At 40.9% G+C, this 19687-nt stretch carries 27 protein-coding genes; 14 read left to right on the forward strand and 13 right to left on the reverse strand.

Annotation, left to right across the window (positions count from 1 at the left end; all coding sequences use genetic code 11):
- The first annotated feature begins 73 nt into the window (after positions 1–73).
- Genes EDD59_RS01415 through EDD59_RS01440 form a run of 6 tightly spaced genes read left to right on the forward strand, consistent with a single transcriptional unit; the run spans position 74 to position 4262 of the window.
- The gene (locus EDD59_RS01415; RefSeq protein WP_132378152.1) at positions 74–718 is read left to right on the forward strand and encodes a septum site-determining protein MinC; all 645 of its coding nucleotides are present in this window, start codon (positions 74–76) and stop codon (positions 716–718) included.
- A 28-nt stretch (positions 719–746) separates the two neighbouring features.
- On the forward strand, positions 747–1538 hold the full coding sequence (minD, locus tag EDD59_RS01420) for a septum site-determining protein MinD (RefSeq protein ID WP_132378154.1): 792 nt from the start codon (positions 747–749) through the stop codon (positions 1536–1538).
- A gap of 12 nt (positions 1539–1550) precedes the next feature.
- Positions 1551–1760 carry a cell division topological specificity factor MinE gene (locus tag EDD59_RS01425; RefSeq protein WP_132378156.1) on the forward strand — a complete coding sequence of 70 codons (210 nt, stop codon included), beginning with the start codon at positions 1551–1553 and terminating at the stop codon, positions 1758–1760.
- Positions 1757–2887: an FtsW/RodA/SpoVE family cell cycle protein gene (locus EDD59_RS01430; protein WP_132378158.1), complete on the forward strand. Its 1131-nt coding sequence runs from the start codon at positions 1757–1759 to the stop codon at positions 2885–2887. Before EDD59_RS01425 ends, EDD59_RS01430 begins: the two co-directional genes overlap by 4 nt.
- 12 nt (positions 2888–2899) lie before the next feature.
- The gene (locus tag EDD59_RS01435; RefSeq protein WP_132378160.1) at positions 2900–3295 is read left to right on the forward strand and encodes a methylglyoxal synthase; all 396 of its coding nucleotides are present in this window, start codon (positions 2900–2902) and stop codon (positions 3293–3295) included.
- The gene (locus tag EDD59_RS01440; RefSeq protein WP_330571843.1) at positions 3279–4262 is read left to right on the forward strand and encodes a D-alanyl-D-alanine carboxypeptidase family protein; all 984 of its coding nucleotides are present in this window, start codon (positions 3279–3281) and stop codon (positions 4260–4262) included. Before EDD59_RS01435 ends, EDD59_RS01440 begins: the two co-directional genes overlap by 17 nt.
- A gap of 69 nt (positions 4263–4331) precedes the next feature.
- Here the strand turns inward: EDD59_RS01440 and EDD59_RS01445 are convergent, their stop codons facing one another.
- Positions 4332–4535, reverse strand: a complete 204-nt coding sequence (locus EDD59_RS01445; protein ID WP_089985519.1) for a DUF378 domain-containing protein — start codon at positions 4533–4535, stop codon at positions 4332–4334.
- Between the two features lie 120 nt (positions 4536–4655).
- On the opposite strand from EDD59_RS01445, the gene EDD59_RS01450 reads away from it, so the two are divergent.
- The 7 genes from EDD59_RS01450 to EDD59_RS01480 all read left to right on the forward strand — a co-directional run bounded on the left by EDD59_RS01450 (position 4656) and on the right by EDD59_RS01480 (position 10452).
- On the forward strand, positions 4656–6035 hold the full coding sequence (locus tag EDD59_RS01450) for a biotin/lipoyl attachment domain-containing protein (RefSeq protein ID WP_207670354.1): 1380 nt from the start codon (positions 4656–4658) through the stop codon (positions 6033–6035).
- Positions 6036–6052: 17 nt separating this feature from the next.
- Positions 6053–6745: a YggS family pyridoxal phosphate-dependent enzyme gene (locus tag EDD59_RS01455; protein ID WP_132378166.1), complete on the forward strand. Its 693-nt coding sequence runs from the start codon at positions 6053–6055 to the stop codon at positions 6743–6745.
- Positions 6746–6822: 77 nt separating this feature from the next.
- Positions 6823–7356, forward strand: a complete 534-nt coding sequence (locus tag EDD59_RS01460) for a cell division protein SepF (protein WP_132378168.1) — start codon at positions 6823–6825, stop codon at positions 7354–7356.
- A gap of 7 nt (positions 7357–7363) precedes the next feature.
- Positions 7364–8146: a YlmH/Sll1252 family protein gene (locus EDD59_RS01465; protein ID WP_132378170.1), complete on the forward strand. Its 783-nt coding sequence runs from the start codon at positions 7364–7366 to the stop codon at positions 8144–8146.
- A gap of 111 nt (positions 8147–8257) precedes the next feature.
- Positions 8258–8776: a signal peptidase II gene (gene lspA / locus EDD59_RS01470; protein ID WP_132378172.1), complete on the forward strand. Its 519-nt coding sequence runs from the start codon at positions 8258–8260 to the stop codon at positions 8774–8776.
- 26 nt (positions 8777–8802) lie between these two features.
- On the forward strand, positions 8803–9708 hold the full coding sequence (locus EDD59_RS01475) for an RluA family pseudouridine synthase (protein ID WP_132378174.1): 906 nt from the start codon (positions 8803–8805) through the stop codon (positions 9706–9708).
- 96 nt (positions 9709–9804) lie between these two features.
- Complete coding sequence (locus EDD59_RS01480; RefSeq protein ID WP_132378176.1) at positions 9805–10452, forward strand: cytidylate kinase-like family protein; 648 nt, start codon at positions 9805–9807, stop codon at positions 10450–10452.
- A gap of 78 nt (positions 10453–10530) precedes the next feature.
- Here the strand turns inward: EDD59_RS01480 and EDD59_RS01485 are convergent, their stop codons facing one another.
- A complete protein-coding gene (locus EDD59_RS01485) occupies positions 10531–11598 on the reverse strand; it encodes a tyrosine-type recombinase/integrase (protein WP_132378178.1) in 1068 nt (355 codons plus the stop codon).
- Positions 11599–11832: 234 nt separating this feature from the next.
- Entirely contained in the window at positions 11833–12207 is a 375-nt protein-coding gene (locus EDD59_RS01490) for a LysM peptidoglycan-binding domain-containing protein (RefSeq protein ID WP_132378180.1), read from the reverse strand.
- A gap of 419 nt (positions 12208–12626) precedes the next feature.
- Here EDD59_RS01490 and lexA point away from each other — a divergent pair, with 419 nt between their 5' ends.
- The gene (gene lexA, locus EDD59_RS01495; RefSeq protein ID WP_132378182.1) at positions 12627–13241 is read left to right on the forward strand and encodes a transcriptional repressor LexA; all 615 of its coding nucleotides are present in this window, start codon (positions 12627–12629) and stop codon (positions 13239–13241) included.
- A 102-nt stretch (positions 13242–13343) separates the two neighbouring features.
- On the opposite strand, the gene rsfS is transcribed toward lexA, so the two are convergent.
- The 10 genes from rsfS to EDD59_RS01545 form a co-directional block, all read right to left on the reverse strand.
- A complete protein-coding gene (gene rsfS / locus EDD59_RS01500; protein WP_132378184.1) occupies positions 13344–13694 on the reverse strand; it encodes a ribosome silencing factor in 351 nt (116 codons plus the stop codon).
- Positions 13695–13711: 17 nt separating this feature from the next.
- On the reverse strand, positions 13712–14284 hold the full coding sequence (gene yqeK / locus EDD59_RS01505; protein ID WP_132378186.1) for a bis(5'-nucleosyl)-tetraphosphatase (symmetrical) YqeK: 573 nt from the start codon (positions 14282–14284) through the stop codon (positions 13712–13714).
- Between the two features lie 17 nt (positions 14285–14301).
- Positions 14302–14904: a nicotinate-nucleotide adenylyltransferase gene (gene nadD / locus EDD59_RS01510; RefSeq protein WP_132378188.1), complete on the reverse strand. Its 603-nt coding sequence runs from the start codon at positions 14902–14904 to the stop codon at positions 14302–14304.
- A gap of 9 nt (positions 14905–14913) precedes the next feature.
- Entirely contained in the window at positions 14914–15204 is a 291-nt protein-coding gene (yhbY, locus tag EDD59_RS01515; protein WP_132378191.1) for a ribosome assembly RNA-binding protein YhbY, read from the reverse strand.
- Positions 15205–15224: 20 nt separating this feature from the next.
- On the reverse strand, positions 15225–16508 hold the full coding sequence (gene obgE / locus EDD59_RS01520; protein ID WP_132378193.1) for a GTPase ObgE: 1284 nt from the start codon (positions 16506–16508) through the stop codon (positions 15225–15227).
- Positions 16509–16705: 197 nt separating this feature from the next.
- Positions 16706–16990, reverse strand: coding sequence for a 50S ribosomal protein L27 (rpmA, locus tag EDD59_RS01525; RefSeq protein ID WP_132378195.1), 285 nt, complete (start codon positions 16988–16990; stop codon positions 16706–16708).
- A gap of 5 nt (positions 16991–16995) precedes the next feature.
- The gene (locus EDD59_RS01530; protein WP_132378197.1) at positions 16996–17340 is read right to left on the reverse strand and encodes a ribosomal-processing cysteine protease Prp; all 345 of its coding nucleotides are present in this window, start codon (positions 17338–17340) and stop codon (positions 16996–16998) included.
- Between the two features lie 11 nt (positions 17341–17351).
- Complete coding sequence (gene rplU, locus EDD59_RS01535) at positions 17352–17660, reverse strand: 50S ribosomal protein L21 (protein WP_089985546.1); 309 nt, start codon at positions 17658–17660, stop codon at positions 17352–17354.
- Positions 17661–17765: 105 nt separating this feature from the next.
- Positions 17766–18173 (reverse strand): CBS domain-containing protein, encoded by a 408-nt coding sequence (locus EDD59_RS01540; RefSeq protein ID WP_132378199.1) that lies wholly within the window; start codon positions 18171–18173, stop codon positions 17766–17768.
- Between the two features lie 22 nt (positions 18174–18195).
- Positions 18196–19515: an aspartate kinase gene (locus EDD59_RS01545; protein ID WP_132378201.1), complete on the reverse strand. Its 1320-nt coding sequence runs from the start codon at positions 19513–19515 to the stop codon at positions 18196–18198.
- Between the last annotated feature and the right edge of the window lie 172 nt (positions 19516–19687).

The raw sequence follows: 19687 nt of genomic DNA on the forward strand, positions 1-19687 counted from the left end.
TGAGCTTAGCGAGGTCCTTCACGAGCTTAGCGAAAAGAACTTCCTTATATCCACAGAAAAGGATGTGAGACACATGGACAAGCTGGTAAGAATTAAGAGCTGCAGATATGGGATTGAGGTTCATCTGAACCCGGAGGTTCCATTTGATGTCCTGTTGGAAGGTATAGCTTCCAAATTCAGTGACTCTGCAAGGTTTTTTGAAGGCTCTAAGATGGCAGTTACATTCCTGGACAGAAAACTGTCAAGTGAACAGGAAAAGGAAATCCTGGAATTGATTACTGAAATTACCGAAATTGATATTGTCTGCGTCATTGACTGTGATGAAGACAATGAAATGACATACAAAAGCATTGTAGAGAATACACTCACTAATATTCAGAAAAAGGATGGGCAGTTCTACAGAGGTACTTTAAGAAAAAGACAGGTGCTGGAATCCGATGCGAGCATCATCATACTTGGTGATGTGGAGCAGGGCGCTAGGGTAATTGCAAAAGGAAATGTTGTTATCGTTGGTTCTCTGTATGGCTCAGTCCATGCGGGGGCGGCAGGAAACAAAGAGGCGTATATTGTTTCTTTGACCATGCAGCCGAAGCGTCTTCGAATTGGCGATATAGACGGAAAGCGCCAAATTATTTATCAGGAAAACACCGGGATCAAAGGTCCAAAGATAGCAGTAGTCGATGGGAGCCGTATATATGTGGATCCGCTAATAGATTAGGCATAACACAAGTAGGAGGAAGAAAACCATGGGAGAAGTTATTGTCATTACATCCGGAAAAGGCGGGGTCGGGAAGACGACCACGACAGCGAATATAGGAATCGGCCTGGCACAGCTTGGCAAGAAAATTATTGTCATAGACACAGATTTAGGTCTGAGGAATCTGGATGTAGTCATGGGGCTTGAAAATAGGATTGTCTATAATCTGGTTGATGTGATAGAAGGAAGCTGCCGCCTGAAACAGGCTTTGATCAAGGACAAGCGTTTTCCTGAACTGTATCTGCTTCCGTCTGCCCAGACTAGAGATAAGACTGCAGTTTCACCGGAACAGATGCGAAAGCTTATTGCAGACTTGAAGGATGAATTTGATTATATCCTTCTGGACTGTCCTGCCGGAATTGAGCAAGGCTTTGAAAACGCTGTGGCCGGGGCTGACAGAGCAATTATCGTTACTACGCCGGAAGTATCGGCTATCCGGGATGCAGACCGTATCATCGGTCTTCTGGAGATCCACGGAATCAAGAAAAATGATTTGATTATTAATCGGCTTCGGATAGACATGGTAAAACACGGGGATATGATGTCCGTGGAGGATGTCACTGAGATTCTGGCAATTCATCTGCTGGGGGTGATTCCTGATGACGAGCATGTAGTTATAGCAACGAATCAGGGAGAGCCTATCGTCGGTACGGATTGTATGGCAGGTCAGGCGTATTCAAATGTCTGCAGACGCATTCTGGGAGAAGAAGTTCCGGCCATGGATTTTGGTAAGACGGAAGGATTTCTTGCAAGATTTTCCAGCCTGTTTAAAAGAAATTAGGAGGGAAATGCTATGAGTGTACCATCTGTTGATGTTGCGAAAGAGAGACTGAAAACTCTGCTGTTGGCAGACAGAATGCAGTGCACACCCGAAACGGCGGAAAAATTTTCCGCGGATATTTATCATACAATATCGAAGTACTTGGAAATTAACCCCAAGGATTTTAACATTCAGATAACACATACAGATATACATATTAAGATTACAGGAGAGAAACATTGAAATTTATTTTTCAGAATATCAGGCAAAGATATCATTTAAAAGACTATAAATTCGGTCTGGCAGCACTTGTGACTGCAATTTCCATTATCGGTATTTTTGTGGTGGGAAGTGCACAGGCCGCCGTTCAGGGAAAGCAGATTGCAGGGGTCATACTCGGAACCATAGTCATGATTGTTATTTCCTTAATTGATTATGAGTGGGTACTGAATTTATATTGGCCGCTGTACGGGCTCAATCTTATCCTGCTTCTGGCAGTCCGGTTTTTTGGTGAAAAGGTGAATGGAGCAACCAGATGGCTGGATCTGGGCTTTGTTCAATTTCAGCCTTCGGATCTGACCAAAATAATTACTATTTTGTTTTTTGCAAAATTCCTTATGGAGCGAAAGCAGAAAATAAACAATAAAATGACGATTATACAGGCGGTTGCTCTTATTTTTCCTTCATTGTTTTTGATTTATAAGCAGCCAAACCTTTCCAATACAATCTGTCTGGCCGCATTGTTTTGTATTATGTTATATATGGGGGGCTTAAGTTACAAGTTCATTGGAACGGTGCTTGCGATAGTGATTCCCGCTTCCATTTTACTTCTGGCGGCGGCGGTGCAGCCAAACCAGCCGTTTTTAAAAGGCTATCAGCAGAAACGTATTCTCGCCTGGCTGGAACCTGAAAAGTATGCTACGGATGAAGCATACCAGCAGATTAATTCTGTCATGGCTATTGGCTCCGGAATGCTGACAGGCAAAGGATATAATAATAACACAACAACGTCTGTAAAAAACGGAAATTTTATTTCAGAACCCCAGACAGACTTTATTTTTGCAATTGTTGGAGAAGAATTAGGATTTGTGGGTTGTTGTATTGTAATAATTTTGTTATTATTAATAGTAATTGACTGCATTTTGATTGGTACTAAAGCAAAAGACACGGGAGGAAAGCTTATTTGCGGTGGAGTTGCCACACTAATAGCAATACAGACATTTATTAATATTAGTGTGGCAACGCAGATGTTCCCAAATACAGGAATCTCATTGCCCTTTGTAAGTTATGGACTGACTTCCATAGTGTGCTTTTATATGGGAATTGGTTTTGTTCTGAATGTGGGCTTGCAGCCTAATAAATATCAATAGAGGAGAACAGATATGAATATAGGATTGGTCGCACATGATGCGAAAAAGAAATTGATGCAGAACTTTTGTATTGCATACAGAGGGATTTTAAGCAAACATAGCCTGTTTGCCACTGAAACTACCGGGAATCTGGTAGAAAGCGTAACAAACTTAAATATCCATAAATATCTTGCGGGACATTTAGGTGGACATCAGCAGATTGGTGCACAAATTGAGCATAATGATATGGATTTGCTGATATTTTTCCGGGATCCGCTGACACCGCGTTCACATGAGCCGGATGTCAATGATATTGTAAAGTTGTGTGATATTTATAATATTCCCATAGCAACCAACATTGCGACAGCGGAAGCATTGATTTTAGCACTGGACAGAGGAGACCTTGACTGGCGTGAAATGTATAAATAGAATAGCCGCTGCTGCAGTATGTGTAGTGCTTACACTGTTTTCAGGCGGGTGCAGTACCTTTGGGGGGACACCTTCTGCAGCAGAGAAATATGAACAGCAGTATTATAATAAATCATTGTATCAGGACAAGCTATTTGCCTCAGATTTGTGTGTGGCAGATACAGATGTTCCCTTGGAGGGTTACATGACGGATGAAAGTCTTCATGCAGCTGGACTCTTTGATTTGAAAAATGAAAAAGTTCTTTATTCAGATAAGATACACGAGAAACTTTTTCCGGCCAGTACAACAAAAATCATGACTGCATATCTCACTCTAAAATATGGCAACCCGGATGACATTGTAACAGTGGGATCTGATGCGGTTCAGTTTTCATATGATGAACAAGTATGTGGACTTCAGGCCGGAGATACAGTAACTCTTTATGACCTGCTTTGTGGTCTTGTTTTATATTCAGGCAATGATAGTGCCGTGGCCATCGCTGAGTATCTGGGAGGAAGTATAGAGGGTTTTGCTGAAATGATGAACAAGGAGGCAAATGCCCTTGGCGCTACTAACACTCATTTTGTCAATCCTCATGGTCTGCAGGATGACAATCACTACACAACTGCATATGATTTGTATCTCATGTTTAATGCCTGTACAAAGGACCAGCGCTTTCTGGATATTATTTCCATGGATTCCTATGCCGGCACACTAAAAAGCACTGACGGAACGGTCCGCACAGTGGAATGGATGCCGACAAACTATTATTCTCAGGGATTGGTAAAAGCACCTTCAGGCATAAACATATTCGGCGGAAAAACGGGAACAACGGATGAAGCCGGCTCCTGTGTTATCTTATACAGCCAGGATATGGAAAATAACCCTTACATATCTATTGTAATGGGTGCGCCTGACAAAGATATTTTGTACAGTGATATGACGTCCCTTCTGACAGCCGGAATCCACGGTACATCAGCAGACTAAAAAATGTATGGACAAAAAGTGTTAAATTACTTTTTGCCCATACATTTTTATATAACAATTGCTCTGAAATTACTCTGACATGCCTTTGATTCTTCCGAACAGGCTGATTAGATAAAGACCGCACAAACCGATGATCGTATAAATTATTCTGGAAAGCCAGCTTAAATTTCCAAAGAGAAAGGCTACTAAATCGAATCGAAAAATGCCAACCAGAAGCCAGTTGACCGCTCCAATAATCACCAGAGTTAGAGCAGTGTAATCAAACCACTTCATATTATTTCCTCCTTTTCCATATCGATGCTTTTATTATTGCCACAAAAACTGGAAATATACATTTAAAAATGTTATACTAAAGTCTGATTTTATTTTGTACCATTTACAGGAGGGTATATTTTGCGGGCCAAAAAGATTACTTCCATTAACATAAAACAATATAAAAGAAAACGTGAGATGAATATAGGAGTTTTTATTTTTGCCATTGTGTTCATTTATCTTATAATAACAGTTATCATGTATGCCACGCAGGATAGGGTATCTATCTATGAAGTACGCGAAGGCAGCATTCTCAACGATCATTCTTATAACGGACTTGTTATCAGGGATGAGACAGTAGTAAATGCAGAAGAATCGGGATACATCAATTATTGCCAGGGTGAAAGCAGCAAAGTAAAATCCGGTGCCAATGTATATGTTGTTTCCTCTAAAAAAATGTCCTATGATGATAAAGCAAAAGAAGGAGCTGTCCCCTTAAGTCAGGAACAGCAGGATACACTCAGAATTAAAACGCAGAATTTTAATGAGAATTTTAATACACAAAAATTTTCGTCTGTTTATTCCTTAAAAAATGAGATTGCAAATGCCTTCCTGTTTGCGTCCAATCAGACCCAAACTTCCCGTATAGAAGAAATGATTGCAGACAGCGGCAGCGATGTAAACATTTACAGGGCCCCTCAGGACGGAATTCTTGTATTAGATTCCGACGGGTATGAGTCTCTGACTGCAGATTCCTTTCAGAAAAAGGATTTTGACAAGAGCAGCTACAAGAAAGTAAGCCTTGAAGATAACATGAAGGTTGAAAAGGACAAGCCGGCCTACAAGCTTATAGCAAGTGAAGACTGGTCCGTTCTTATAGAGCTAGATGAAGATACAGCAAAGAAATTATCCGATTTGAGCTATGTAAAAACGCGTATTGACAAAGACAGTGAGTCAATATGGGCTGATTTTTCCATTGTGAAGAAGGGTGCAGAATATTACGGAAAGCTGGATTATGATAACTCAATGATTCGTTATGCCGATGACAGGTTCCTGAATGTAGAGCTTATACTGGAGGATGAACGAGGATTAAAAATTCCCAGGAGCAGTGTAGTAGAGCAGGAGTTTTATGTAGTGCCTCAGGAATATATTACCTCAGGCGGCAATAGTTCGTCTTCAGGGGTTATGGTCCGGGGAAAAGGTGGGACAGCTGTTTTTCAGACAGCTGATATCTACAAATCCACAAAGGATAAAAAAGTGTATTTAAGTCCTCTGGAAATAAAGGCCGGTACAGTGCTCATAAAACCTGAATCTTCTGAGACAATGGAATTGTCTGAAACAAAAGCCTTAAAGGGAGTCTATAACATTAATAAGGGATATGCTGTATTCAGGCAGGTCACTATTTTAGCTGAAAGTGATGAATATTACATTGTGCAGGAAGGTGATCCATACGGACTGTACAATTACGACCATATTGCACAGGAGGGTAATTCTGTCAGGGCAGATGAAGTTGTATTTTAAACAGAGAGGTGAGAAAAATGATAAAAGAGCAGTTGGAAGAGGTTGAAAGGAAAATACAGGCTGCCTGTGAGAGAGCCGGAAGAAAGCGGGATGAAGTGACGCTGATTGCTGTAAGCAAAACAAAACCTGTATCTGACCTTTGGGAAGCATATAATCATGGCGTACGCTTTTTCGGCGAGAATAAAGTACAGGAACTTACAGAGAAATATGACGCCCTTCCCGGAGACATTCAATGGCACATGATTGGGCATCTCCAGACAAATAAAGTAAAATATATTATTGGTAAGGTTGCAATGATTCATTCCGTAGATTCCCTGAAGCTTGCCAAGACTATTGAGAAAGAATCTGCAAAGAAAAATTGTGTGACTCAGATCCTGATCGAGGTGAATGTGGCTGAAGAGGAGAGTAAATTTGGACTTAAAATAAATGAAGTAATTCCATTTGTTGAAAAAATAGCTTTATTTGATCACATTAAGGTTTGCGGGCTTATGACAATTGCTCCATTTGTTGAAAATCCTGAAGATAATCGCTTAATTTTCGCTAATTTACAGAAATTATCTGTTGACATTAAGAAGAAAAACATTGATAATGTTAATGTAAGTATACTTTCAATGGGGATGACCAATGATTACGAGGTTGCAATTGAAGAAGGGGCAACTCTTGTTCGCGTGGGGACCGGAATCTTTGGTGCCAGGAATTACGGCATATAGTGCATAATAAACTGGAACAGAAAGTGTCTTTAAAAATATATTTATGCATTGGGAGTGCATAAGATAGGAGTGTAAAGATGGGTGTGTTTGATAAATTTCTGGACATCATGAAATTGAATGACGATGAATATGACGATGACGATTTCTATGATGACGAATTTGATAATGACGACTTTGATGAAAAACCTCGTCATTCGCTGTTTGGCAAGAAGTCCAGCAGGGACGAATATGACGATTTTGATATCCAGGAGGAGAAAAAATCTGTACCGGCGGGCGGTAAGGTGACACCTATGCGTCAGCCTGTTTCCAGGAGAAGTGCCACTATGGAGGTTTGCGTAGTAAAGCCTTCATCCGTGGATGATTCAAGGGAGATTACAGAGACATTGCTGGCAGGACGTACAGTGATTCTGAATCTGGAAGGTATGGATCTGGAAATAGCACAGCGCATCATTGATTTTATTTCCGGTGCCACTTTCGCGATTAACGGTAACCTTCAGAAGATATCTAATTATATTTTTCTTGTGACACCGACGAATGTGGATATCTCCGGTGATTTGCAGGATTTATTGGGGGGATCCATGGAGTCGGCTAATGTAAGGGGAAGATATTAAGTCTGCTATGTTGAAGGATGAACAATTATTGGAAAAGCGGTTGATTGAGTTGTCAAGGACGGCCTGCTACCGTAATGTTATTACATATTCGGATTTTTTAAATTTGAATGAACTGAATATTTTGCATTCTCTGCCGAAGGATAAGCTTTATACAGCTTATGTAACTTTTGGCGGATATGACTCAGCAGAGCGTCAGATGGCAGCATTTCTACCTGATGCTCTTTCTTTTAGTAGAACCGGGAAGATAGATTCGGCAGACCTTGGATTTCCCTTTGTGGCTGTTGGCATAGTGCCGCTCCATGAAAAGTTTGCGCAGGCTCTCACACACCGTGACTACCTGGGGGCAATTCTTAACCTTGGAATTGAACGCTCTAAATTGGGTGATATTCTAATTGAAGGAGAAAAAGCGGTTGTTTTTATCGATGACGGGCTTAGTTCTTTTTTGCAGGAGGAATTAAGAAGAGTAAGCCACACCAGTGTAAAACTCAGCAGAATAAATCTTAGAGATTATGGGTATTCTCCCCGCTTTGAGGAAATCAAGGGAACTGTCGCATCGGTCCGCCTGGACAGCCTTCTCTCACTGGCTTTTTCTTCTTCACGTACAAAGCTTAGTGGCCTTATTGAAGGCGGTAAGGTATTCATCAATGGAAAACTCATGACAACTAACTCCTGCCAGGTAAGAGAAGAGGATGTTATTTCCGTCAGGGGAATGGGAAAATTCAGGTATAAAGGAATTGTATCACATACAAAGAAGAATAGGATTTTTGTTTTGCTCCATAAATATATATAAGAACACAACTATGCCGCTAAGCTCGAAAAAACCTCGCTAAGCCAGCAGGTTGTACTTTACTGCTAGGTTCGAAAGAACCTCACTAAGAGGAGTATAAGCATGAGGGAAAAAATGAACAATAAGAAAATAAAAAACATTCAAAGTTATTTACTGGCTGTACTAGGGTGTGCCGCACTGATATTAGCAGACCAGTTTACGAAGCATCTAGCCGTCCTGCACTTGAAAAATCAGGAGCCTTTTATTATCTGGAAAGGCGTATTCAAATTGGAGTATTTGGAAAATCGAGGAGCCGCCTTTGGTATTATGCAGAACAGACAGGTTTTGTTCAGTCTGGGAGCCATCCTGATTGTCTGCCTGATTGGATATTTTTATGGCCGTATGCCGCATACGCCCCGGTTTTATCTGCTTCGTATCTGTTCAGTCATGGTTTGCGCAGGTGCTGTGGGAAATCTGATAGACAGGGTGCGGCAGAATTATGTGGTGGATTTTTTCTATTTTGAACTGATAGATTTTCCTATTTTCAATGTAGCTGACTGCTATGTTGTGGTTTCCTGCATTTTGTTTGGATTTGCGATTCTTTTCTATTATAAAGAAGAGGAATTAAGCTGTTTCACTCACAAGAAAGAATAGACGCAGAATAGAAAGGAGGGAAACAGTTGGAAAATTTACTTTTTACAGCAGAAGAAGCAGGGGTGAGAATTGATAAGTTCCTCTCAAATGCTGTTCCCGACATTTCCAGGTCTTATATCCAAAAATTAATTGACAATGGGGCAGTCACTGTGAATGGAAAAAACATTAAATCCAATTACAAAACAAGCTCCGGGGACCTAATTGCCATGTACCTCCCAGAACCGGAAATTCTGGACATTCAGCCGGAAGATATTTCTCTGGATATTTTATACGAGGACAATGATATCTTGGTTGTAAATAAGCCCAAGGGCATGGTAGTTCACCCGTCACCCGGACATTACAGTCATACACTTGTCAATGCGGTTTTGTTTCACTGCAGGGATAATCTGTCTGGGATCAATGGTATATTAAGACCAGGAATTGTGCATCGGATAGATAAAGATACAACAGGCTCTTTACTCATCTGTAAAAACGATGCCTCACACCGAAAACTGGCAGCTCAGCTTAAGGAACATAACATCACCAGGAAGTATCATGCCATTGTACATGGAAATTTGAAAGAAGATACTGGTACTATCGATGCTCCTATAGGTCGCCATCCGACAGAACGGAAAAAAATGAGCATAAATGCCCCTCATGGACGCAGTGCTGTTACACATTACAGGGTCCTGGAGCGTTTCGGAAACTTTACCTACACTGAATGTGAACTGGAAACCGGGCGCACACATCAAATACGAGTCCACATGGCAGGTATCCATCATCCGATAGTAGGAGATACTGTCTATGGACCGGCAAAATGTCCGTTTAAATTGGAGGGACAGACCCTTCATGCAAAAACTCTTGGCATCATACATCCAACTACCGGAAAATATATGGAATTTGACGCTCCACTCCCGGAATACTTTTTAGAGTTGCTGAATAAGCTGAGATAGACATTGTAAAATTTTCCGACATCTTGTATAATAATTAGTGTAACGACCACATAGGTGGAATAGAAAAGCTGTTTGACGTGAAGGAGAGTGACTGATATGAAAACAAACACGATTATTACGATTGGCAGACAGTTCGGTAGTGGAGGCCGTGAAATAGGCTATAAAGTTGCTGATGATTTTGGAATTAAGTTATATGATAAAGAGATGCTGGCGCGTGCAGCAAAGGAAAGCGGAATCAGTGAAGAGATATTTGAGACTCATGATGAAAAGCCTACTAACAGCTTTTTGTATTCTCTGGTAATGGACACCTATTCTATGGGGTACAGCGGCAGTACTTATGCAGATATGCCGATTAATCACAAAGTTTTCCTGGCACAATTTGACGCGATTAAAAAAATTGCCGATGAGGGGCCATGTATCTTAATAGGCCGGTGTGCAGATTATGCCCTGGAATCCTATGAGAATGTGGTCACCGTGTTTATAAATGCAGATATGGATATTCGAATCCGCAGAATTGCACGGAAATATGACCTTACAGATGCCAAGGCAAAGGACATGATCGCGAAGACTGACAAGAAGCGCTCCAGTTATTATAATTATTATACCAATAAGAAATGGTCAGATGCAGAAAGTTATGAATTATGCCTGAACAGCGGTGAACTCGGCGTGGAAGGGACTGCAAAGGCAATTGAACAATATGTAGCGCTCAAGGAAAGTATTAAAGCTGAAGATAAAAAACTCTAATTTTATGATACCAGGGTCCCAAAGTCATGCTTTTTCATGCAAGAATGAAACGCACGACCTTTTGACCCCAACATCATTTTATGGCTCTCTAAGCTTTACAGCTCCGGCAGCCTGCCTGCGGCGGTTCTCATCGATAGCCGCATAGTGTTTCTTGGTGGTATTTACATCTTTGTGGCCCAGAACATCGGCCACAAGGTAAATATCACCGGTTTCTTTATACAGCGAAGTGCCATAAGTGCTGCGCAGCTTGTGAGGAGTAATTTTCTTATTTGGTGTAACTTGTCTGGCATATTTTTTTACCATATTTTCTACAGCCTGTACCCCCAGCCTGCGTCTCTGTGAGGAGAAGAAAAGTGCATTTTCGTGACCGGGCAGGGGAACAGTAGACTGTCTTGTCGTATAGATATACATCTTTAATGCATTTTCAACTTCCTCTCCAAAATAGACAACCATTTCATTTCCGCCTTTGCGTGTCACTTTAACTCCATTATTTTTAAAGTCCACATCCTGGATGTCCAGTCCGACACATTCGGAGACACGGATCCCGGTTCCCAGCAACAGAGTCAAAATTGCAAGATCTCTGTTCTTTGTTTTCTCAAAATAAACCTTTCGCTGACCGGTCAGGTCGTCACCGCCGTGTTCTACATATTCCAAAAGAGATGCCACTTCATCAGCATCCAGCCGGATGATTGCTTTGTCATGCAGCTTTGGCATATCTACCAGCAAAGCTGGGTTCTTTGAAATGGCCTGCCGCTTGAAAAAGTAGGCATAGAAACTTCTCAGTGCAGACATCTTGCGGGCAAGGCCTTTTTCCGTATTTGTAATTTGCTTATTCTCAGCACCTTTATAAACCTTCAAGTACTCCTCATATTCTTCGATATCGGCCGGTTCAATACGCTCCAGATCCTTTACAGTAAACATATCCATGGTATAGTCCTTGTATACAGGGTTATTCTCCAATAAAAAATGAAAGAACACACGAATGTCATAGGCATAAGATATTCGTGTTCTTGGGGAAGTTTTAGGCTCTATGGCACGAAAATAATCCTTTGCAAAAGAAGGCATAGTTTTTAGAATTTCCCTGAGCCGCAGTGTATTCTTTATGTAGGCCTGCTCATGATAAGTTTTTCTTTCTTTATTAGACATTTTGGCACCTCCATGCGTTAATTTAGCATTTACTGAGCATTATTATAGCATATCTGAAGTTTTTCGTCTATATCTATTGGAAAAATCAGTATTTGTCGTATAGATAGAAAAGATGCCATAAAGAAAACTTTGATCTTCTTTATGGCGTCTCTGGGTGAGTTTTATATATCAATATATGTAGGGATTACATATTGATACCATAATAATCTATCACTGAGAATAATCCGGCTAATATTACTGTTTACTGACAAATTCTGTACTGTTATACATAATCATTAGATTCTGTCCGGCTTGAATGTGATCTGAATCCAAAGAATTCATTTCCTTTATCGCCCGTATATAGTCAGGTATAGAGTCATAATCTTTGGTAATGTATGTCCCTGCAATATCCCATAATGTGTCACCGGGCTGAATCACAATGCTTTTATAGTATTTAAAATTAACAGGTTCCTCATTGTTGCTGTTGTGTGCTGAACTCAGCATGCTTCCGAACAGTGCACATGCACCAAAAACAATAAATACAGTAATAACTGATATAATAACGAGCCGGCGTAATTTCTGTTGTCGCTTATGGGCGGCTGCCTTTATATTGTTGCTTCTGCTTTCCATTATGTCACCCCCTGTGGTATTCTCCTATTTTACAAGTTTATTTGTCTAAGTAAATACGAACATTTGTTCTCTATGAGATAAATTATATTACACGAACACATGTTTGTCAATACTTTAAATACGGTTTTCGAACATATTTTCGTAACAAGTGTTTGCTTTTTTAATTCAAGTATGATAATATGATACCAGGGTTCCAAGGTCATGCGTTTCATGCTTGCATGAAAAAGCATGACCTTGGGGCCCATAAAACATGAGAAAGTAGCCCGAGCAGGGCGGATTTCGAATGTTTTTAGGATTGCGGGAGCACAAAGTGCGGAGCAATCCGTAGGTATCAGGGGGCAAAATACCTTTTGACCCCTACATTATAATATGTTTACAAGATTAATTTGTACGGATAGATAGAAATCGGGGAGGGAGTTATGTCGCAGGGCAAGATCAGCAAAAAGCAGTTGGAGATATTGGAATACATAAAGGCGCAGATACTGGGGAGAGGTTTTCCTCCTTCAGTACGTGAGATTTGTGAAGCAGTGGAGCTAAAGTCTACTTCTTCTGTGCACTCTCACCTTGAAACCCTGGAAAAGAATGGATATATAAGAAGAGACCCCACGAAACCGAGGGCGATAGAGATTTTGGATGATACATTCAATCTGACAAGGCGTGAAGTGGTAAATGTTCCACTCGTTGGGAGTGTTGCTGCAGGAGAGCCTTTGCTTGCCCAGGAGCATATTGAAAATTACTTTCCTATCCCAATGGAATTTATGCCCAATAATCAGACCTTTATGCTGAAAGTAAAGGGAGAAAGTATGATTAATGCGGGTATTCTTGAGGGGGATATGGTGCTGGTGGAGCAGGCTCAGACGGCTTCCAATGGAGACATGGTAGTTGCACTTATAGAGGATGGGGCTACTGTCAAGACATTTTACAAGGAGAAGGGGTATTATCGGCTTCAGCCGGAGAATGATGATATGGATCCGATTATTGTAAACGAGGTATCAATTCTCGGCAAGGTAATCGGTGTTTTCCGCTTTTTCTAGAGTAGAGAAAGCCTCAAGTTGTCTGCAATAAATGCTGCAATTCAAAAAAGCAGGAGAAAAAGAAACATGCTTTTAGAGTAATGCCTCTCTTCTCCTGCTCGTCTATAGAGTTTCAATGTTTACGTCTTTTCCATCCCGCCAAATTCTTTCCAGATCATAGAACAGCCTGTTTTCCTTATCAAAGATATGCACAATGACATCACCAAAGTCAAGCAGAACCCAATTTCCCGTACCATATCCTTCTCGTTGCCTTAACTGATACCCTGCCTTATGCAGACAATCTTCCACATTGTCTACAAGGGCTCTGACCTGATTGTCGTTGCTTCCATTTGCAATGATAAAGTAATCTGCAAGGACGGAAACTTGGGAAATATCAATGATTTTGATATCTTCACCCTTTTTCTCATTCAATGCATTGTAAGCAATATGTGCCATTTCCTTTGCTTTTTCCATAACACCCTCCTTGTAATTTATTTTTTTGTATAGTATTCATAAGTTTTTATTGTCATAGGATCAATATCTCTTCCCATTTTCTTCAGATAAGAAATTGTGGAACCTGCACTTAACGCGACAGCCTCCTCAATGTTGGAAAATGCAACGTATCTCACTTTGTCGAGAACAGGGATTGCTATCCTTCCCGGCTCTATATAATCGGCGATATATATGATTTTTTCCAGTAACGTCATATCTGGTTTACCGGTAGTATGATAAGTGATAGCATTTAAAACTTCTGAATCTTCTATACTATATTCATGCTCCGTAAGATATGTCCCGAGTTTTGCATGTATCAATGCAGGCATCTTTAATTCCGATTCTGTGAGAGGGATTTTGTATTCTCTGCATAATCTTTTCTGTTCTTTTATAGAATACTCCTTACCGCAGTCATGAAGAAGTCCCGCAAGCATAGCTTTCTCCATATTTCCTTTGTGACACATGGAAAGTGATGCAGCTGTGTACATGACACCGATTGTGTGCCTGTACCGCTCCGGCCTTAAATGCTTTTCTAATTTTCTCTGAATCCCTGTAATAATATCCTCTGTCATGAATGCCTCCTGCTTATCTACATATATAAATGATGTTCTTTGATATAATCGGCAACTGTGTCCGGGACCATATAATGAACTGTAAGCCCCATAGCTGCCCGCTTTCTTATTGTAGTAGAGGAAATTTCAAGCAGCGGTGCTCTCAAAAGCTCAATATCTGCGTTATACTTCTTTTTCAGATATGAAATCTGCTTCTTCATATCTCCTACATCTTTATCATCTCTCATTGCAGCAAGTATGGTACAAGTGGTAAACATGCCTTTAAAATACTTCCATTTTTCTATAGCAAAAAGAGAATCTGCCCCTAAGATGAAATAAAATTGATTTCCAGGGTACATCTTGTGAAAATCCAGCATTGTCTGGTAGGTATACGAATGAATCCCCTCCTTCGCTTCATGCAGAGAAAGCTTAAAATGAGGGGAACCGCTTATGGCGAGCTTAACCATCTCAATCCGGTGCTTCAAAGATGTGTCCATTTCTTCTGCATCTTTGTGTGGGGGATTACCGTTAGGAAGAAACCATATTTCATCGAGATTAAATTCTTCAAAAGCAAACTCACCCAAAAGCAGATGTCCTATATGAATTGGGTCAAATGTGCCTCCCATAATACCAATTTTCATAATACTTACCTACGGAAGTACGATTTTCTTCTTGTCGTCCTTCCCCTCTCTGTATAATACAATTTTTTTGCCGATCACCTGTACGACCTGTGAATGTGTTCTTTCCCCTATCATACTAGCCAGCTCCTTTGGGTTATCTCCACAGTTCTGCAGTACATTGATTTTAATCAATTCACGGGCATCCAGTGCCTCTGAGATGGCCTCGGTAAGTCCAGGTGTTATACTGGATTTACCAATTTGGAAGATAGGCTCCATTGTCATTGCAAGACTTTTTAAATATGCTCTCTGTTTTGTGGTCATTATTTTTTCTCCTGTTACTGTTATTTATAATAATCAAACTGTAATCCGTACATTTTAACTGTATCACCCTCCTGAATCCCGGCATTTTCTAATTTTTCCAAAATCCCCGCATCTTTGAGAAACTTCTGGAAAAATGCAAATCCCTTTTCCGAATCCAGATTAGTGTATCCCAACATTTTTTCTATCTTAGGACCTTCAACAATATACAAGTCGTTTTCCTTTTCTACTGTATACGGAAGATCCTCATAAATCAGCTCATCCTCCGGAAAGTATTCCTGTTCAAATATAACAGGTTTCTCACCTATATGCTGCAGTTGTTCACTTACATAATACAGAAGCTTTTGAATTCCCTGTCCGGACACACCCGAAATTGGAAATACCCGTATCCCCTTGGGCTCAAATTCAGCCTTTAGCCTGTCCACCGGGTCCTCATCACCGTCAAAAATTAAATCGATCTTGTTGGCTGCGATTACCTGAGGGCGCATAGCTATCTCAGGGTTATATGCCGTCAGTTCGGCATTGATCTTGTAGATATCATCTACGGGATCTCTCCCTTCAGTTCCTGCTGCATCCACAACATGAATCATCATTTTAGTACGCTCAATATGGCGCAGAAACTCATGCCCCAGTCCCACACCTTCTGATGCTCCCTCAATCAGCCCTGGGACATCGGCCATCACAAATCCATGGGTGCCTTCCAAATCAACCACCCCCAGATTTGGATTCAAGGTGGTAAAATGATAGTTAGCTATTTTGGGGTCAGCATTGGTTACCCTGGAAAGCAATGTGGACTTCCCTACATTCGGAAATCCAATCAATCCCACATCAGCGATGACCTTTAATTCTAGATTGACTTCAAGCTCCATGGAAGGCTGTCCCGGCTGCGCGTACTTGGGAACCTGCATGGTTGCAGTAGCGAAGTGCTGGTTTCCTAAACCACCCCGGCCTCCTTTTAAAATCACCTGTCTGCGGTTACTGCCAGACATATCGGCAACAACCTTGCCTGTCTTTTCCTCTTTTACCACAGTTCCCTCCGGAACTTTCAATACAAGATCTTTTCCGTCTTTTCCGTGGCATCGGCGCTTCCCGCCTTCTTCCCCGTCACCGGCAGCATATTTTCTTTTGTGCCGAAAATCTGCCAGTGTATTTAGCCCTCCGTCTACCTCAAAAATCAGATCGCCGCCTTTTCCGCCGTCTCCTCCGTCAGGCCCTCCGTTAGGTACGTACAGCTCCCGTCTGAAACTGCAGTGCCCATCTCCGCCTTTTCCGGACTTTATAAAAATTTTAGCTCTGTCTGCAAACATAATCTATATCCTTTTCTTATTACTATCTTTGTCACTTTTCAACTTTTTTATTATATCATACGAGTTTTGTTTTTACTATTAATAAATGAATAAAGAGTTTAGCTTGCCAGACTCTCGCGCTGAAGCACGGCCGCTTTATTCGTTCTCTATTATATAAAAGCCCCAGACCATTCATCAGGTCTGAGGCCGCTTATGCACTATTCAGCTACAGGATAGATAGAAACTTGCTTCTTATCTCTTCCTTTTCTTTCGTATCTGACAACACCGTCAACTAAAGCAAACAAAGTATCATCACCGCCGCGTTTTACATTCACACCCGGGTGAATTCTTGTCCCGCGCTGTCTGTAAAGGATATTTCCGGCTTTTACAAACTGTCCGTCAGCTCTCTTGGCACCTAATCTTTTTGATTCGGAGTCACGGCCGTTCTTAGAAGAACCAACTCCTTTTTTATGAGCAAAATATTGAAGGTTCAATTTCATCATGGTTATTACACCTCCTTAAAGATAATATCAATGTATGGTTCATAATCGCTGTCTTCTTCTATTTCCTGTAAACCAAGGATCATAGTATCTAACAGTAATTCGGCATCATGTGTAGGTCCTGCGCTCCCGGTAAAACGGAATTCAATCCGTCCCTGTGCATCGGAATCATCCGAAACAACAGACATCTCATCCGATGTATACTTTTCAAGTGCGTTGAGAGTATTAATGATGAGAGCTGATGCCGCGGCACATACGATGTCCATCCCTTCATCAGAGAATCCTGCGTGTCCCTTTACGTCAAAACCTATATATTCATGCCTGTCTGTCTTGTAAATGGTTACCTTAATCATCCCGGCACCGACTAAGCATTGATCTTGTCAATCTTCACTGCAGTATACTGTTGTCTGTGACCATTTTTCTTATGGTATCCAGTTTTTCTCTTATACTTATAAACAATTACTTTTTTTGCTTTTCCATTACCAACTACAGAAGCTGTAACTGTTGCACCATCGACTGTAGGATTACCAACGACAAGCTTGTCATTGTTCACTGCAAGTACCTGGTCAAATGTATAAGTCTCTCCAGCTTCTACACCAAGTTTTTCTACTTTAATGATATCGCCTTCGGCTACTTTGTACTGTTTACCACCTGTTGCTATAATTGCGTACATATGGCACCTCCTATTATCATTACTCGCCAATTACGGTGTCTGCCGGATGGCAAAACTTTAAAACCTCACTGTGCGGCATACTGGTGTAGTATAGCATATGTAGTCTTATAATGTCAATAGCTTGTTGTAACAATATTCTATAATGCTTTTGCGTGTTATGATGCCAATAAATTTATTCTGGTCATCTACGACAGGCACAAAATTCTGATTCATTGCCTTTTTTACAAGATCCTCCATATCTGCATCTGCTGCTACCACATCAAAACCTGCCTTGAGCGGAAAATCACGAATAAAAATCTTTTCAGCACTTTTCAAATTTAGATTTCTATGACTCTTAATTCCCCAAAGCAAATCTCCCTCCGTAACAGTTCCTACAAACTCGCCATCTTTGTTCAGCATAGGAATTGCAGCATATTTGTGATACTCCATTGTTTCAAGAACCTGACGAAGTGTAAAGTCATCATAAATATAGGCGACCTCACTTTTAGGTTTTAGAAAGAACAAAATGTTCATCTCGAACTTGCTCCCTTTCTTTTTATATTTGTGTTACTACAAATATTTCATACAATGCCTTTATGGCACTTCTGAAATCATCATGCCGGACTCCTACAATAATATTCAGCTCACTGGAGCCCTGGTCAATCATTTTTACATTAATATGAGCATGCGCCAGTGCAGAAAAAATTCTTCCTGCCGTGCCCCGGTTTGCCCTCATACCGCGGCCTACAATAGCAATCAGGGAAAGGTCAGACTCTAGCTCAACGTGATCCGGGTTGGCTGCACTATGGATCCCTGCAAGGACTTTCTGTTCTTTTTCTTCAAATTCATCTTTGTGAACGAAGATTGTCATTGTATCAATTCCGGAAGGCATATGTTCAATGGAAATATCATTATCCTCAAACACTTGCAGTACCTTGCGGCAAAATCCAATTTCAGAGTTCATCATAGCCTTTTCAATTGTGACTGCCACAAAGCCGTCCGTACCAGCAATTCCGGTAATTGTATATTTGGGCTTTCTGCATGTACTTTCCACGATCAAGGTACCTTCATCGTCCGGCGCGTTAGTGTTGCGGATATTAATCGGAATTCCTGCTTTTCTGACAGGGAAAATTGCGTCTTCATGAAGCACACTGGCTCCCATATACGAAAGCTCCCGCAGTTCCTTGTATGTGATAGTTTCGATTGATTTTGCATCTCTAACAATCCTGGGGTCTGCAATCAGAAAACCTGATACGTCGGTCCAGTTCTCATACACATCGGCAGAGATAGCCAATGCTACGAGAGAACCCGTGATGTCAGACCCCCCTCTGGAAAATGTGACAATTGTACCGTCCCTTTTTGCACCATAGAACCCTGGGATAACTGCAAATTCAGTCTTGTCCAGGCGGCGGGACAACAGTTTACCCGTAACAGTGTCATTCAAAGTTCCATCTTCGTCAAAACGGATCACTTCTGCTGCATCCACAAATTCAAATCCGAGATATGCAGACATGATGATTCCATTTAAATATTCCCCTCTGGAGGCTGCATAATCCCTTCCCGCCTCTTTAATGAAGTTCTCGCGTATAATTTTAAATTCTTCGTTCAGAGAAATAGTAAGACCAAGTCCCTCTATAATTTCATTGTATCTGTCCTGAATTGCAGAAAGAATGTCCTGAAAATCTTTCTTTCCCATTGCGGCATCATAACAATTATACAACATATCTGTCACTTTTGTATCCCTTGAAAATCTTTTTCCGGGAGCAGATGGCACAACATATCTTCTGGATTCCTCAGAGCGGATAATTTCGCCGGCCTTCTGGAACTGATCGGCACTTGCCAGAGAACTTCCACCAAATTTCACTACTTTTTTCATTGCATTTTCCTCCAAATATACAGACAAAAGAACATCTTTGCAAGATTTCTGCGTTCTTGGTTCATTATTATAACGCAGTCACTCTCTCTTGTAAATCTCTTATTTTACATTTTTCTGCATATTTTGCAACAGTTCAGCCATATGAATTTTTGACAGCATAAGCAGAAGAAAG

Source organism: Muricomes intestini (genome assembly GCF_004346165.1).
Taxonomy (GTDB): domain Bacteria; phylum Bacillota; class Clostridia; order Lachnospirales; family Lachnospiraceae; genus Muricomes; species Muricomes intestini.

Excerpts from the sequence above, each read along its gene's own strand:
- EDD59_RS01415 (WP_132378152.1), top strand. The coding sequence starts at position 74 with ATGGACAAGCTGGTAAGAATTAAGAGCTGCAGATATGGGATTGAGGTT.
- minD (WP_132378154.1), top strand. The coding sequence starts at position 747 with ATGGGAGAAGTTATTGTCATTACATCCGGAAAAGGCGGGGTCGGGAAG.
- EDD59_RS01425 (WP_132378156.1), top strand. The coding sequence starts at position 1,551 with ATGAGTGTACCATCTGTTGATGTTGCGAAAGAGAGACTGAAAACTCTG.
- EDD59_RS01435 (WP_132378160.1), top strand. The coding sequence starts at position 2,900 with ATGAATATAGGATTGGTCGCACATGATGCGAAAAAGAAATTGATGCAG.
- EDD59_RS01445 (WP_089985519.1), bottom strand. The coding sequence starts at position 4,535 with ATGAAGTGGTTTGATTACACTGCTCTAACTCTGGTGATTATTGGAGCG.
- EDD59_RS01455 (WP_132378166.1), top strand. The coding sequence starts at position 6,053 with ATGATAAAAGAGCAGTTGGAAGAGGTTGAAAGGAAAATACAGGCTGCC.
- EDD59_RS01460 (WP_132378168.1), top strand. The coding sequence starts at position 6,823 with ATGGGTGTGTTTGATAAATTTCTGGACATCATGAAATTGAATGACGAT.
- EDD59_RS01465 (WP_132378170.1), top strand. The coding sequence starts at position 7,364 with ATGTTGAAGGATGAACAATTATTGGAAAAGCGGTTGATTGAGTTGTCA.
- lspA (WP_132378172.1), top strand. The coding sequence starts at position 8,258 with ATGAACAATAAGAAAATAAAAAACATTCAAAGTTATTTACTGGCTGTA.
- EDD59_RS01480 (WP_132378176.1), top strand. The coding sequence starts at position 9,805 with ATGAAAACAAACACGATTATTACGATTGGCAGACAGTTCGGTAGTGGA.
- EDD59_RS01485 (WP_132378178.1), bottom strand. The coding sequence starts at position 11,598 with ATGTCTAATAAAGAAAGAAAAACTTATCATGAGCAGGCCTACATAAAG.
- EDD59_RS01490 (WP_132378180.1), bottom strand. The coding sequence starts at position 12,207 with ATGGAAAGCAGAAGCAACAATATAAAGGCAGCCGCCCATAAGCGACAA.
- lexA (WP_132378182.1), top strand. The coding sequence starts at position 12,627 with ATGTCGCAGGGCAAGATCAGCAAAAAGCAGTTGGAGATATTGGAATAC.
- rsfS (WP_132378184.1), bottom strand. The coding sequence starts at position 13,694 with ATGGAAAAAGCAAAGGAAATGGCACATATTGCTTACAATGCATTGAAT.
- yqeK (WP_132378186.1), bottom strand. The coding sequence starts at position 14,284 with ATGACAGAGGATATTATTACAGGGATTCAGAGAAAATTAGAAAAGCAT.
- nadD (WP_132378188.1), bottom strand. The coding sequence starts at position 14,904 with ATGAAAATTGGTATTATGGGAGGCACATTTGACCCAATTCATATAGGA.
- yhbY (WP_132378191.1), bottom strand. The coding sequence starts at position 15,204 with ATGACCACAAAACAGAGAGCATATTTAAAAAGTCTTGCAATGACAATG.
- obgE (WP_132378193.1), bottom strand. The coding sequence starts at position 16,508 with ATGTTTGCAGACAGAGCTAAAATTTTTATAAAGTCCGGAAAAGGCGGA.
- rpmA (WP_132378195.1), bottom strand. The coding sequence starts at position 16,990 with ATGATGAAATTGAACCTTCAATATTTTGCTCATAAAAAAGGAGTTGGT.
- EDD59_RS01530 (WP_132378197.1), bottom strand. The coding sequence starts at position 17,340 with ATGATTAAGGTAACCATTTACAAGACAGACAGGCATGAATATATAGGT.
- rplU (WP_089985546.1), bottom strand. The coding sequence starts at position 17,660 with ATGTACGCAATTATAGCAACAGGTGGTAAACAGTACAAAGTAGCCGAA.
- EDD59_RS01540 (WP_132378199.1), bottom strand. The coding sequence starts at position 18,173 with ATGAACATTTTGTTCTTTCTAAAACCTAAAAGTGAGGTCGCCTATATT.
- EDD59_RS01545 (WP_132378201.1), bottom strand. The coding sequence starts at position 19,515 with ATGAAAAAAGTAGTGAAATTTGGTGGAAGTTCTCTGGCAAGTGCCGAT.